A 13644-nucleotide genomic window follows, 5' to 3' on the forward strand; every position below is an offset into this window, starting at 1 on the left:
CGGCAGGGGTCAGGGGTGCAGGACGCTCCGGAGGCACCCGTCCTCTTTCTTCTCGAACATCTCGTAACCCCGGGCACCCTCCTCAAGGGGGATCGGGTGGGTGGCCAGGTAGCCGGGGTCGATCTCGCCGGCGGCCAACCGGTCGAGCAACATGGGGATGTAGCGCTGCGCGTGCATCTGCCCCATCCGCAACACCAGCGCCTTGTTCATCGCCGCGCCGAGCGGGAACTTGTCGATCAGCCCGGCGTAGACGCCGACGATGCTCACCGTGCCGCCCTTGCGGCAGGCCATGATCGCCTGGCGTACGGAGGTCGGCCGGTCGGTCTGCAACCGGGCCGACTGCTTCACCCGGTCGTACGCGTAGGTCGGCCCGACATCGTGCGACTCCATGCCGACGGCCTCGATGCAGGCGTCCGGCCCACGTCCACCGGTCAGCTCGCGCAGCGCCTCCAGCACGTCGGTCTCGGCGTAGTTGATCGTCTCCACACCGACCCGGTCGGCGGCCGTGGCAAGCCGGTCCGGAAAGCGGTCGATCATGATGACCCGCTCGGCACCGAGGAGTTGCGCCGACCGGGCCGCCATCTGACCGACGCCACCGGCACCCCAGACGGCTACCACCTCACCGCCGGTGAGCCCGCAGAAGTCCGCTGCCATCCACCCGGTGGGCATCGCGTCGGAGGCGAACACCACCGAGTCGTCCGGCACTCCGTCGGGCACCGCGAACGCGCCGACGTCACCGAACGGCACCCGGATGTACTCGGCGTGCGAGCCGGCGTAACCACCAGCCGCGTGCGAGTAGCCCAGGATGCCTGCCGGCGAGTGCCCCCACAGCTTCTCCGTGAACACCGGCTGCGGATTGGAGTTGTCGCACAGCGAGTACTGCTCGGTCCGGCAGTACCAGCAGCCACCGCAGGCCACCACCGACCCGACCACCACCCGGTCGCCGACCTTGTGCTGCCGTACGCCCGGCCCGACCTCCACCACCTCGCCCATGAACTCGTGGCCGAGGATGTCACCCTCCCGCATCGCCGGCAGGTATCCGTTGATCAGGTGCAGGTCGGAGCCGCAGACGCTGCTGGCCCGGACCCGGACGATGATGTCCCCATCGGCGCGGATCTTCGGCTCCGGCACGTCCCGGACGGCAAGCTTGCCGACGCCTTCCCAGCAGAGCGCCCTCATGCCCGTCCTCCCGTCATCAGCTTCTCCCGCATCCGGTCGGTCGCCTTCTCCTGGACGGCAGTCCGGCCGGACGGGTCGCGCCGGGTGTCGATCACCTGGCCGCACTCGACGAGCGCCTTCACCCGGCGCAGGGTGTCGCGCAACGCCAGGTCCGGCTCGTGGCCGCTGGCCAGGCCGAACATCCGCCGCAGCGGCCCGGAGCGGTAACGCAGCTCGGCCCGGATCTCAGTGCCCCGGCCCTGCGGTGCCTCGGCCAGCTCGACCCGTCCGTGCTGCGGCACCGGCCCGTCCTCGACCTGCCAGCGCAGCGCGCCCGGCCCGTCGACGGTGATCTCCGCCCGCCACTCGGTGTCGCCGCCGTTCCGGTCGCGGGCCACGCACCGCCAGCGCCGCTCGTCGAGCTGCTCCAGGGTGGCCCACTCGGCCAGCGCGCGGTCCAGCCGTTCCCTGTCGGTCCAGAACCCGATCACCGCGTCCCGGGGCCGGTCCACCGTCACCGCGCGGCGCACGACGTACCAGCCGTCCTGCCGGTCGGGCTGGTGCCGACGCCGGCGGCGGGCGACCGCCCTACCGACACCGGCGGCGGTCACCGCTGTGACACCGAGCAGCGCCCACCTCGTTCCGTTGTTGGTCATGTCGTCTCCTCCACCCGGACGTCCGGGGATGGACAGCCTTCCCGGGCAGCGCTACCCCGAGCCGACCGGTCGAAACGACACGCCGGTTTGATCGCCCGCTGAGCGGGGAGTGCTGCGGCAGGCACGAACCACGACCCCGACCAGGAGGCACCCGTTGTCCATCGACGCCAGCGAGCGCCGTCGGGGCGTCGGCACGTCGGCGGTCCGGCTACCGATGGCGTACGTTCTGCCGCTGCGCTGGCACTCCGACACCGGCCTGGCCGAGCTGACGGGCTACCTGCGCTGGCTGGCCGAGCGGGTCGAGGTGCTCGTGGTCGACGGCTCGGCACCTGCCCTCTTCGCCCGCCACGCCGCGGCGTGGCGCGGACTGGTCCGGCACCTCCCACCCGATCCCGCCCTACGCGGGGCGAACGGCAAGGTGCTCGGGGTCCTCACCGGCGTCGCCGCGGCTCGCCAAGAGCACGTGGTGATCGCCGACGACGACATCCGGTACGACGAGGCCGGGCTGCTCGCGGTACACCGAATGCTCGACCGGGTCGACCTGGTACGGCCGCAGAACTACTTCGACCCGCTGCCCTGGCACGCCTGGTGGGACACCGGCCGGACGCTGCTCAACCGGGCGCTCGGCGCGGACTACCCGGGCACCCTGGCGGTGCGCCGCAGCACCTTCCTCGGCATGGGCGGGTACGACCCCGACGTGCTCTTCGAGAACCTGGAGCTGATCCGCACGGTGCGCGCGTACGGCGGAACGGAGGCCGCGCCGGCCTGGCTGTACGTACGCAGGCTGCCGCCGGACGCCGCGCACTTCCGCGGCCAGCGGGTCCGCCAGGCGTACGACGACCTGGCCCAGCCGGCCCGCCTGCTTACCGCGCTCGCGGTCGTGCCGGCGCTGGCCGCGGCGGTCGCGGCTCGTAGGCCGGGGCTGCTGCTCGGCGCGGCAGCCGGCGTCGTCGCCCTGGCCGAGGTGGGTCGTCGGCGTGCCGGTGGCGGCGCGGTCTTCCCGGCGGGCACGGCGCTGGCGGCGCCGATCTGGCTGCTGGAGCGCGGGGTGTGCGGCTGGCTGGCGGTAGGCCAACGACTCCTGCTCGGCGGCGTTTCGTACGCCGGCACCCGCATCCGGCACGCCGCACACCCCGTCCGAGCCCTGCAAAAACACCCCCGCTAACCAGCGCCTCCCCACCCTCCCACCCTCCCGCGCTCCCACCCTCCCACCCCGCGATCTTGCACTTCCTGCCCGGACAAACAAACCTCAAGCGCGCAAAAGCCAGACCGAAACTGCAAGATCGCGGGGGTACGCGGGGAGCGCGCGGCACGCGTGGGGGGCGCGAAAAGCTCGCGGTCACCGGAGGTGCCGCGAGCTTTTCGGGATTGCGATGGTGTGGGTGGGGTCAGGGGCTGACCTGCTGGCGGGCCTGCTGGGCGTGGTCCCTGACGTCGTGCGCGGCGGTCCTGCCGTCGTCCTTGACCGTGTGCACGGCGTCCTGGGCGGTGGACCGCACCGAGTCCGCGGCGTGCTGGGCGGGCTCGCGCAGTTCGTTCTTGAGGTCGCTGGCCACCTCGCCCAGCTTCTCCTTAACCGCTCCGCTGTGCTCGCTGACCTTCTCCTTGACCTGCGTCGCGGCCTGCTGCTCCCGACGGGAGGCCGGGATCAGCGAGGAGGCCAGCCAGCCGACGCCGAACGCGATGAGGCCGGCGGCCAGCGGGTTGCCCTGGGACTTCTGCCGGATCACCCGGGGCGCGCTGTGCGCGGCGTCACTGACGGTCGAGGCCGCCGAGTGCGCGGCGTCGCTGACGCTGGAAGCCGCCGACGAGGCGCGGTCGCCCACCGAGTGCGCGGCGTGGCCGGTGCCGTGGCCGAGGTCGGATGCGGTTCCCATGACCTTGTCCCTCACATTCTGCAGCGCGGAGCGGGCCCGCTGCTTACGGTCGTCGACGATGCGGCCGGGGCTGACCTTGTACGCCAGCGCGTCCACATCGGAGCTGAGGCTGTTGCGGGTGGCTTCGATCTCCCGGCGGATCTGATCAGGATCGGTGCTCATCGGGTGACTCCCTCCGGGTGGGGTTTGAGCGCGTCGGGGATCCGCTGCACGCTGTCGTTGGTCTGCTTGAGCCCGCGTACGTGCTGGGCGTTCTGCTTGGCCTTGGAGTACAGGACCGCGGCGACCACGGCCCAGATCACGGCCACGATCAGCGCGGCCAGTCCGGAGTCCATGACGTTGTCCAGGAACTGCCACACGGCGATGGACACGAAGAGCGCCACCATGTAGCCGCCGAAGCCCGCGCCGCCGAAGAGCCCGGCGGCCTTGCCGGCCTTCTTGCCCTCCTGGCGGATCTCGGCCTTGGCCAGCTCGACCTCCTGGCGCATGAGAGTCGACAGGTCGGTGGTGACCTGACGCATCAGGTCACCGAGCGAGCTGCCCTTCACCTCGGCCGCGGTGTGCGGGGCACCCGCGTCGGGGTGGTAACCGGAGTCCAGTCCGGACCCCTGCGTCGGCATGGTCATGCCGTCGCCTCCCTTCGGAGATCTCGGTGGGTCACGGGCGAGGGCTACCGCTGGACGGCACGCCCGGCAGCGGGTCGGTCTCGGTCACCGGCGGCAGCGGCTGCCCGGTGCTGGACGGCTCCGAGTAGCTGCCGGCCCGACCCGGGGCGGGGTCGGTGTAGCCGCCCGGCGTCGGGTCGGTGTAGCCGCCAGGCGCGGGGTCGGTGTAACCACCGGAGGTCGGCTCGCTGTACGTGCCCGGGGTCGGGTCGAGGTAGCCACCCGGCGGGGCGGCGTTCGGGGCGGGGCGAGGTACCGGCGACGGCGTCGGAATCACAGCGGTCTGCTCCGGGTCGTACGCCCCGGCGCCCCGGTAGGAGGCCGATCCGTTGCCGTTGTCGTCGTTACCCGCCGAGATGCCACGGGTCAGGCGGCCGGCCAGCACACCGAGGACGGCAGCGCCGACCAGGAAGGTGCCCGGGCTGCGCCGCGCGTAGTCGCGTACCTCGTTGATCAGGTCGCCGGGCTCGCGCTCCTCGAGCCAGCCGGCCACGCCGTGCACCCGGTCGGCGGCCTGTCGGGCAAGCTCGCTCACCGGTCCGGTCTGGCCACCCTGCTCGGCCATGGAGCGCATCTCGTCGGCGATCGAGCGCAGCCCGCCAGCGGCGCGCCGCTGCTGCTCACCGGTCTGGCTGGCGAGCTGGGTACGCGCCTCGCCGTAGAGGTTGCGGGCCTGCCGGGCCGCCTCGCGGCCGACCTCGGTGCCCTGCTCCTTGGCGGTCTGGGCGACCGCGCCACCGGCGTGCGCCGCCTCGGACCCGACCTGGCGGGCCTGCTCGCGCACGCCTCCGCCGTTGCTGGACTCCTGCGGGTACGTCGAAGTGGTGGGTGAAAGATCGTAAGTCATGATTTCCCTTCCGCTCGGAAAGTCGTCGCGGTGTGCTGGGGGATGCGGCCGTGGCGCCGTGGCCGCCGACAATTGACCTACCCTGCGAATCCGCTTCCATACCTCTTCGCGCATTTCTCTGCGGAGAGGCCCCTGTCGACTTCAAAATGGAGGATCGTCGGGCTGCGTAACGTCGCCGACACGGACAGCGACATTGGCGGGCCGGCGGATCCACGGAGGGGGCAGGGATGGCACGAGACGCGCGAGGTGGTCGACCTGCCGCGCCACGGCCCCGGGTACAGCAGGCCGCGCTTGTCGCGGCCGCGCTCTTCCTGCTGATCGGCGTCCTCGGCTTCATCCCCGGCATCACCACCGACTACGGGCAGCTGCGCTTCGCCGGGCACCACTCGGACGCCCGGCTGCTCGGGCTGTTCCAGGTCTCGATCCTGCACAACGCTGTGCACCTGCTGTTCGGGCTGGTGGGCCTCGTGATGGCCCGCAGCATCGCCGGCGCCCGGCTCTTCCTGGCCGGTGGCGGCGCCATCTACCTCGCCCTCTGGCTGTACGGGCTTGTGGTCGAAGGGCTCGACGAGGCGGGCGGCGCGAACTTCCTGCCTGTCAACAACGCCGACAACTGGCTGCACCTCGCGCTCGGCTTCGGCATGATCGCGCTCGGGCTGTTGCTGTCCAACCAGGTCGGCACGGGCGGGCGGCTGGACACCCCCTTCGACCGACCCTGACCTGCCCCTTCGGGGTTTCGCGGGCACACCGTCGCGGGTATCAGCACGTCGATGATGGGCGGCTACGTGCTGCTCACCGCGTACCTCGTGCGGCGCGGCTCGGCCGAGTCGAAGCCGGTCACCGTGGCGCACGCCGAGACCGGGGCGTGAACCCCGTCCTCGTCAGGCCGCGACCGGCAGCCGCTTGGCGAAACAGACGCTGTACGGGTTACCCACGTCCCCGTACACGGGGATGCGGTCGTATCCGCACGAGGCGTACAACCCGAGCGCTGCCGGCAGGTAGGTGCCGGTCTCCAGGCGGACCACCGAGTGCCCCTGCCGGAACGCCAACTCCTCAAGCGCGGCGAGCAACTGGCGGGCGATCCCCCGTCCCCGGTGCGCCGGCCTGACGTACATCCTCTTGATCTCACCCGTGCTGGCGTCGAGCGACTGGAGGCCGCCGCAGGCGACGGCCTGGCCGTTCGCCACCACCGCAAGGTAACGGATGTCGTCGTGGGTGACGGTGACCTGCCCGTCCAGCCCGCCGTCGGCCGTACGCAGCTCACGCTGCTGGGCGACGACCAGTGTGGCGATCTCGGGATCGGTGGCGGGCCGGGACTCGATCAGCATCACCCGACGTTAGGCGGGCCGGATTTCGCGGAGGTTTCCGGAAGTCAACCCGGTCACGGAGGGCAACGGACTACTCGGTGTCGTCCTCGAAGTCCTCGTCGTCGGACGCGTCCGCGCCCACCTCGTCGGCCGAACGCACCCGGCGGGCCTTGCGCGCGGCGAGCCGTTCCGCCGCCGAGGCCCGGTTCGACTTCTCCTCCAGCCGGACGTCGGTGCCCCGGTTGCCGGGCACGAAGTCCACGCCGGCGTAGAGCGTCGGCTGCCAGTCGAACTCGCGCTCACCGATCCGCACCAGGTCACCGGGCTGGGCGCCCGCCTTGGCCAGCTTGTCCTCGACGCCGAGCCGGGCCAGCCGGTCCGCCAGGTATCCGACGGCCTCGTCGTTGTCGAAGTTCGTCTGCTTGACCCACCGCTCCGGCCGGACGCCACGAACCGTGTACGAACCGTCGGTCTCGGCAGTGATGGTGAAGCCGTCGTCGTCCACGGCCATCGGCCGGATCACGATCCGCGTCGGCTCGGCCGGCGGAGCTGCCTTACGCTCCGCGTCGACCAGGTCGGCCATCGCGTACGTCAGTTCCTTGAGCCCTTCACGGGTGGCAGCGGAGACCTCGAACACCCGGTAGCCGCGCTCCTCCAGGTCGGGTCGCACGATCTCGGCGAGGTCCCGGCCGTCGGGCACGTCGACCTTGTTGACGGCCACCAGCCTCGGCCGGTCGGCCAGCCCGCCGTACTGGCTCAGCTCGGCCTCGATGGCGTCGATGTCGGCGACCGGGTCACGGCCCGGTTCCAGGGTCGCCGAGTCGATGACGTGCACAAGCACCGCGCAACGCTCGATGTGCCGCAGGAACTCCAGGCCCAGCCCCTTGCCGGTGGCCGCGCCCGGAATCAGGCCCGGCACGTCGGCGACGGTGAAGGTGTGGTTGTCCACCCGGACCACGCCGAGGTTCGGCACCAGCGTGGTGAACGGGTAGTCGGCGATCTTCGGCTTCGCGGCGGAGATCACCGAGATCAGCGACGACTTGCCGGCCGACGGGAAGCCCACAAGGCCCACGTCGGCGACGCTCTTGAGCTCCAGCACGATGTCCAACTGGTCGCCGGGCTCACCCAGCTCGGCGAAGCCCGGCGCCTTGCGCTTGGCGTTGGCAAGCGAGGCGTTGCCCCGCCCGCCACGCCCGCCACGGGCCACCTCGAAGGTCGTGCCCGCACCGACCATGTCGGCAAGCACGGTGCCGTCGGTGGTCTGCACGACTGTGCCGTTCGGCACCTTGAGCACCAGGTTGCGACCGTTGGCCCCGTCCCGGTTCGACCCCGCGCCGCCCTTGCCGTTGTCGGCCTTGACGTGCGGGTGGAAGTGGAAGTCGAGAAGCGTTGTCACCTGCGGGTCGACCACCAGCGACACGCTGCCGCCGTGCCCACCGTTGCCGCCGTCCGGGCCTCCGAACGGCTTGAACTTCTCACGGTGGATCGAGACACAACCGTGCCCCCCGTCACCGGCCTGCAGATGCAGAACGACCCGGTCAACGAACGTCGCCACGGCGTCAATCCTTCCAGCGAGGTCGACCCCGCACTTCGGAAAAGCGAAGCGGGCCGGGACCCTGAGGTCCGCGGCCCGCAAAGCCTGAAAGCTACTGCTGAGGAACGATGCTGACGGTCTTACGACCGCGCTTGGTGCCGAACAGGACCGAACCGGCGGCGAGCGCGAACAGCGTGTCGTCGCCGCCACGGCCGACCAGGTCACCGGGGTGGAACTTGGTGCCACGCTGCCGGATGAGGATCTCACCGGCGCTGACAACCTGACCACCGAAGCGCTTCACGCCGAGTCGCTGGGCCGCGGAATCGCGACCGTTACGCGAGCTGGACGCACCCTTTTTGTGAGCCATTGGAGGACGACCTACTTCCCGCTGGAGATGCCGGTCACCTTGACCTGGGTCAACGGCTGGCGGTGACCCTGGCGCTTGTGGTAGCCGGTCTTGTTCTTGAACTTGTGGATCCGGATCTTCGGGCCCTTGGTGTGCGCGGCGATCTCGCCGGACACCGCGACCTCGGCAAGCTTCGCCGCGTCGGTCACCAGGTCGTCACCGTCGACGAGGAGCACCGCGGTGAGCTTCACCGCGTCACCGGGAGCACCGGTGAGCTTCTCGACCTCGATCACGTCGCCCTCGGCGACCTTGTACTGCTTGCCGCCGGTCTTGACGATCGCGTACATCGGAGGCGGACTCCCTGTCGTTGAGGCTGCTGGCGGTCGTCCCCGCGGCGGCTCGCCGGGTAGCAGTGCACGGCGGCGCGGGCACACGGGAACTCAGCACACCAAAGGTGCGCCGCAGGCAAGAGTACGCCATGGCAGCCCCGGACCCCAAACCGGCCCGCCCTGGTCAGCGTACGCAGAGCTGGTCGAGGCGCTGCTGGAGCCTGTCGAGTTCGGTCTCGTCGATCGACCCACCGTCGACGCCGAGCGTGGCGACCTCGGCGCCCATGTCGTTGAGCAGCGTCCTGAGCTGCGGATCGGCTGCCCGGGCGGCCTGTTCCCGCAGCGCGGTACGCCACTGCGCCAGCGCCGCCTCGGCCCGTACGCGGGCAGCCTCTGCCGTGGCCCTGTCGCCGGCACCCACCGCCGCCACCATCGCACCCAGCTCCTCCACGTACACCCGTACGGCTGTCGTACCGGCCTGCTGCGACTCGGCACACACCTGCGCGTCGCCGGCTGAGGGCGTACCTGTCGACCCGGCGGACGTGGCCCCGGGCCCGGCCGCCGTCGGAACTGCCGTGTCATCGCCGGCCGGCCGGTCGGCGGAACAACCCGATACGGCGGCGAGCGCGGTCACCAGCACGGCTACGGCGAGCAGGCGGCGCATCTTCTCCTCCTGACCGGAAGCGGCCTGGGTGACCGCACGACGACGAGGTCCCTCCCCCGTCAGATTGCCGGGAAAGGGACCTCGTCAAACACGTCGCTGGTCAGGCGTCAGGGGCGGGTCCGTCGACGCGCGCCACCCCGGCGGGAGCGACGACGCCCCGCACCGCCCTCGGTGCTCTCCTCGTCGGTGTCGCCGTCGGTGAGCGCGTCCGGGTCGTCCGCCGCGGCCAACCGGGCCGACTCGCCCTGCTGGGCGTCGGCGACCGCAGGCCCGGCAGCGGCGTCCGACTCGTAGCGGGACAGGTCGTAGCCCATGGTGTCCTGGTAGTCGACGTCCGACTCGGCGCTGGTGTCGGTGTCGACGACCTCGACCACCGCCCGCTCGGCCGAGGCGCTCTTGCGCCCCCGGCGGCGGGAGGACGCCGTGCCCTGCTCGGCGGCCGGAGCGGCCGGGACCGGCGGGGCCGCCGGGGCCGACGAGGCGACCGCCTTGACCTTCTCCCCCGCCCCACCGGTACGGGGCTTCTCCGGCACCGGCTCGGTGTGGATGATGACGCCCCGGCCCTTGCAGCACTCGCAGGTCTCGCTGAACGCCTCCAGCAGGCCCGCACCGATCCGCTTACGGGTCATCTGCACCAGACCGAGCGAGGTGATCTCGGTGACCTGGTGCTTGGTGCGGTCCCGGCCCAGGCACTCGGTGAGCCGTCGCAGCACCAGCTCACGGTTCGACTCCAACACCATGTCGATGAAGTCGATCACCACGATGCCGCCGATGTCCCGCAGCCGGAGCTGACGGACGATCTCCTCGGCCGCTTCCAGGTTGTTGCGGGTGACCGTCTCCTCCAGGTTGCCCCCGGAGCCGGTGTACTTGCCGGTGTTGACGTCGACCACAGTCATGGCCTCGGTCTTGTCGATCACCAGCGAGCCGCCGGAAGGCAGGAACACCTTGCGGTCCAGGCCCTTGATGATCTGCTCGTCGATCCGGTACTCGGCGAAGATGTCGGTAGTGCCGACGTGCCGGCGCACCCGGTCGACCAGGTCCGGGGAGACGTGCGACAGGTACGACTCGACCATGCCGTACGACTGCTCGCCCTCGATCACCAGCTCACGGAAGTCCTCGTTGAACAGGTCCCGGACCACGCGGATGACCAGGTCGGGCTCCTCGTAGAGCAGCACCGGCGCACCGCCCTCGGCGGCCTTGGCCTGGATGTCCTCCCACTGCGCCTGGAGCCGCTTGACGTCGCGGGCAAGCTCGTCCTCGCTGGCGCCCTCGGCGGCCGTACGGACGATCACGCCGGCGCCGTCCGGCACGAGCTTCTTGAGGACGTCGCGCAGCCGCTTGCGCTCGGTGTCCGGCAGCTTGCGGCTGATCCCGGAGGCGTTGCCGTTGGGCACGTACACCAGGTGCCGGCCGGAGAGCGCGATGTGGCTTGTCAGCCGGGCGCCCTTGTGCCCGATCGGGTCCTTGGTGACCTGCACCAGCACCGAGTCACCGGAGCGCAGCGCCTGCTCGATCGAGCGGGCGCGACCCTCCAGCCCGGAGGTGTCCCAGTTGACCTCGCCGGCGTACAGCACCGCGTTGCGGCCCCGACCCACGTCGACGAACGCCGCCTCCATGCTGGGCAGCACGTTCTGCACCTTGCCCAGGTAGACGTTGCCGGCCATGGTGCCCGAGGAGTTACGGGTGACGTAGTGCTCGACAAGCACCCCGTCCTCCAGGACGGCGATCTGGGTGCGGTCACCGCGCTGCCGGACCGCCATCACCCGGTCGACAGCCTCCCGGCGGGCCAGGAACTCCGACTCGCTGAGGATCGGCGGCCGGGTACGCCGCTGCTCACGGCCGTCACGGCGGCGCTGGCGCTTGGCCTCCAGCCGGGTCGAGCCGGACACGCCCTGGACCTCGTCGACGGTACGGCGCGGCTCACGGATCTTGACAACGGTGGGTACGCCGTCGTCGGCGGCACCTTCGGTGTCACCGGCGCCCCTGCGACGGCGACGGCGGCGGCGACGGGTCAGCCCGTCCCCACCCTCGGACTCCTCGGACTCCTCGTCCTCGTCGCCCTCGGCCTCGGCGGTCTCTTCCTCGTCGGCCTGCGCGGCTTCCTCGGAGTCCTCGTCCTCGGCGTCGTCAGCCCCGCCCTTGCCCCGGCCACGGCCACGGCGACCACGACGACGGCGGCGACGCGCGGCGGCGCTGTCCTCGTCGTCCTCGTCCGCCTCGGCGGCCCCGTCGGCCTCTTCGGTCGGCTCTTCCTCTGCCTCGATCGCCTCGACGGGCTCCACCGGCTCGACGTCGCGACGACCGCGCCGCCGCCGACGGGACGGCTCGGCCTCCACGGCCGGCTCCTCGGCGACCGGGGCGGGTTCCACCGGGCGGGTCACCGGCACGGCGTCCGGCTGCGGCGCCATGAACAGCACGGTGGGCGCGGAGAGCGCCGCCCGCCGACGACGGGTACGCGGCGGCTCCGGCTCGATGACGTCGGCCGGCTCGATCGGCTCGTCCGCCACGTTGGCAACGGCCACACCGGGCGGCACGTCACCTGCGCTCTCTTCGGCGCCGCTGGACCGGGCCGGTTCGATCTCCGACTCGTTCAGTTCGGCTTCCGCCTCGCGCAGGTCCGACTCCGCCGGTGGCTCGACGGGCTCCGCCTCGACGACGGGTTCCTCCACAGCCGGAGGCTCCTCGACGGCTGCGGGCTCCACGACGGCGGGCGGCGTGGCCTTCTTGCGGCGCGTACGCGTCACCTTGACCGGCGGCACCACCTCGGCGGACGCCTCCTCGGCGGTGGCCGCGACAAGCGGTTCCTCGGCGGGCGCCTCGACAGGGGTTGCCTTGCGGCGGCGACGGGTGGTCTTCGGGGCGACGTCCTGGTCACCGGAGATCGGGGCGAAGACCTCCGCCTGCGGCGACTCGGCGCTGCCCGCTCCGCCGGTGGACGCCTCGACCGGCGCGTCGGTCTGCTCCGGCTGGGTGAGTGGTGCGGCCCGACGGCGGGTCGTCCGGGTACGTCGCACCGGAGCCGCAGGCTCGGCGCTCTGCGCGCTGGTCGGCTCCGCGCTCTGCGCACCAGCCGGCTCGGCGCTCGGCTCGGCGCTCTGCGCACTGGTCGACTCCGCGCTCTGCGCACCAACTGGCTCCAGCGGGGCCGCACCGGACCGCTCCAGTGGAGCCGAACCGGCGGGCGTGGCGGAAGCGCCGTCGGTGGTGCTCTGGTCAGCGGTGTCACCGGCCGGCTGTGAGCCGGTCCGTTCGCCGCCCTCGGGCTCGTTCTCGAGCATGGACGTTCTCCAGTTCTGGCTGCCCCGGGCGCGGGTGAGCGCTGCCACGCAGGGTTGCCGCAAAAGTGTTTCCGCCGGGCGCGCGTGGTGCGCGACCGCCGAAGTCTGCCTGCCAGAGCACTGACCGTCGGTCAGCGCCCAACGATGGCTGCCCCGCCGCGGTCCGCATCCAACGGATCCACGATCGCACCCTGCGCGGTCAACGTGCCCTGAGCCAGCCGGGTCACCCTCGGCGAAACCGGCGGCTCCAGGTCGGCCACCACGCGGAGGCCGGAAAGGACGTCATCGGGCCGTACGGACGGGGTGACCTGCCGCACGACCAGTTCGAGTATCGCACACGGTACGGCCGGCACCCCGGAAGGCGTCTGCGTCGGCATCGGGACATCGATCGATATCACGGCCGCGCGGGCGTCGAACGTCCGTCGCCCCTGCTTGGTCATCCGCTCGACCAGCACCTCGTCGGCGGCACTGAACGCGTCCACGGCGGCTCGCAGCACGGCGGGCTCGACCTCGGGCAGCTCGATGTGCCAGTGCGACGCCTCGATCCGGTCCGGCAGGCTGCCGCCGTCGGCGATCACCGCTTCGAGTACGTCCAGCCCTGGCGAGAGCGCGGCGTCCAGCGCGACGCGCAGTGCCTCCGGGTCGACAGGCGCCTGGAGGCCGATCTCCAGGTACTCCGCCTCGCTGGCCACCCCGGTGGGCGCCGCGCTGGCGTAGGAGATCTTCGGGTGCGGTGTGAAGCCCTGGGAGAAGGCGATCGGTACGGCGGCTCGACGCAGGGCGCGTTCGAAGGCCCGGGCGAAGTCCCGATGCGAGGTGAACCGGAGCGGCCCGCGCTTGGCGTACCGGATGCGGACACGCTGAACGATCGGCGCCTGCCCGCCTTCCGGCTGTGGTTTCTTACTGATCGTCTCGCTCCTCGGAACTCAGTAACCATTGATCATGAAGTCATTGTCGGCGACACGCGGTGCCACAGGCAACAA

At 71.5% G+C, this 13644-nt stretch carries 14 protein-coding genes; 2 read left to right on the top strand and 12 right to left on the bottom strand.

Going from position 1 to position 13644, the window contains the following annotated elements:
* Positions 1–9: 9 nt before the first annotated feature.
* The gene (locus tag ACLQ23_RS27345) at positions 10–1179 is read right to left on the bottom strand and encodes a zinc-dependent alcohol dehydrogenase (RefSeq protein WP_355598028.1); all 1170 of its coding nucleotides are present in this window, start codon (positions 1177–1179) and stop codon (positions 10–12) included.
* Positions 1176–1814: a cyclase gene (locus tag ACLQ23_RS27350; RefSeq protein ID WP_355598030.1), complete on the bottom strand. Its 639-nt coding sequence runs from the start codon at positions 1812–1814 to the stop codon at positions 1176–1178. Before ACLQ23_RS27350 ends, ACLQ23_RS27345 begins: the two co-directional genes overlap by 4 nt.
* A 154-nt stretch (positions 1815–1968) precedes the next feature.
* Between ACLQ23_RS27350 and ACLQ23_RS27355 the strand changes: the two genes are divergently transcribed.
* Positions 1969–2979: a glycosyltransferase gene (locus ACLQ23_RS27355; protein WP_355598032.1), complete on the top strand. Its 1011-nt coding sequence runs from the start codon at positions 1969–1971 to the stop codon at positions 2977–2979.
* Positions 2980–3202: 223 nt separating this feature from the next.
* Here ACLQ23_RS27355 and ACLQ23_RS27360 read toward each other — a convergent pair whose 3' ends face one another.
* The 3 genes from ACLQ23_RS27360 to ACLQ23_RS27370 are packed head-to-tail and all read right to left on the bottom strand — an operon-like array spanning position 3203 to position 5203.
* Complete coding sequence (locus ACLQ23_RS27360; RefSeq protein WP_355598034.1) at positions 3203–3853, bottom strand: DUF3618 domain-containing protein; 651 nt, start codon at positions 3851–3853, stop codon at positions 3203–3205.
* Positions 3850–4317, bottom strand: coding sequence for a phage holin family protein (locus tag ACLQ23_RS27365; RefSeq protein WP_355598036.1), 468 nt, complete (start codon positions 4315–4317; stop codon positions 3850–3852). The genes ACLQ23_RS27360 and ACLQ23_RS27365 overlap by 4 nt, the downstream gene beginning before the upstream one ends.
* A gap of 31 nt (positions 4318–4348) precedes the next feature.
* Positions 4349–5203, bottom strand: coding sequence for a hypothetical protein (locus tag ACLQ23_RS27370; protein ID WP_355598038.1), 855 nt, complete (start codon positions 5201–5203; stop codon positions 4349–4351).
* A 227-nt stretch (positions 5204–5430) separates the two neighbouring features.
* Here ACLQ23_RS27370 and ACLQ23_RS27375 point away from each other — a divergent pair, with 227 nt between their 5' ends.
* Positions 5431–5922, top strand: coding sequence for a DUF4383 domain-containing protein (locus tag ACLQ23_RS27375; RefSeq protein ID WP_355598040.1), 492 nt, complete (start codon positions 5431–5433; stop codon positions 5920–5922).
* A gap of 162 nt (positions 5923–6084) precedes the next feature.
* On the opposite strand, the gene ACLQ23_RS27380 is transcribed toward ACLQ23_RS27375, so the two are convergent.
* The 7 genes from ACLQ23_RS27380 to ACLQ23_RS27410 all read right to left on the bottom strand — a co-directional run bounded on the left by ACLQ23_RS27380 (position 6085) and on the right by ACLQ23_RS27410 (position 13512).
* The gene (locus tag ACLQ23_RS27380; RefSeq protein WP_355598042.1) at positions 6085–6531 is read right to left on the bottom strand and encodes a GNAT family N-acetyltransferase; all 447 of its coding nucleotides are present in this window, start codon (positions 6529–6531) and stop codon (positions 6085–6087) included.
* Positions 6532–6601: 70 nt separating this feature from the next.
* Entirely contained in the window at positions 6602–8065 is a 1464-nt protein-coding gene (gene obgE, locus ACLQ23_RS27385) for a GTPase ObgE (RefSeq protein WP_355598044.1), read from the bottom strand.
* Between the two features lie 91 nt (positions 8066–8156).
* Positions 8157–8411, bottom strand: a complete 255-nt coding sequence (gene rpmA, locus ACLQ23_RS27390) for a 50S ribosomal protein L27 (protein ID WP_043966727.1) — start codon at positions 8409–8411, stop codon at positions 8157–8159.
* Between the two features lie 11 nt (positions 8412–8422).
* A complete protein-coding gene (gene rplU / locus ACLQ23_RS27395; protein ID WP_007464063.1) occupies positions 8423–8737 on the bottom strand; it encodes a 50S ribosomal protein L21 in 315 nt (104 codons plus the stop codon).
* A 166-nt stretch (positions 8738–8903) separates the two neighbouring features.
* The gene (locus ACLQ23_RS27400) at positions 8904–9383 is read right to left on the bottom strand and encodes a hypothetical protein (RefSeq protein WP_425881349.1); all 480 of its coding nucleotides are present in this window, start codon (positions 9381–9383) and stop codon (positions 8904–8906) included.
* A gap of 107 nt (positions 9384–9490) precedes the next feature.
* Positions 9491–12661, bottom strand: a complete 3171-nt coding sequence (locus tag ACLQ23_RS27405; protein WP_355631522.1) for an Rne/Rng family ribonuclease — start codon at positions 12659–12661, stop codon at positions 9491–9493.
* Positions 12662–12792: 131 nt separating this feature from the next.
* Complete coding sequence (locus ACLQ23_RS27410; RefSeq protein ID WP_355598078.1) at positions 12793–13512, bottom strand: TIGR03936 family radical SAM-associated protein; 720 nt, start codon at positions 13510–13512, stop codon at positions 12793–12795.
* Positions 13513–13644 lie beyond the last annotated feature (132 nt).

It is taken from the genome of Micromonospora sp. DT41, from assembly GCF_049841715.1.
In the GTDB taxonomy this organism is placed as follows: domain Bacteria; phylum Actinomycetota; class Actinomycetes; order Mycobacteriales; family Micromonosporaceae; genus Micromonospora; species Micromonospora profundi.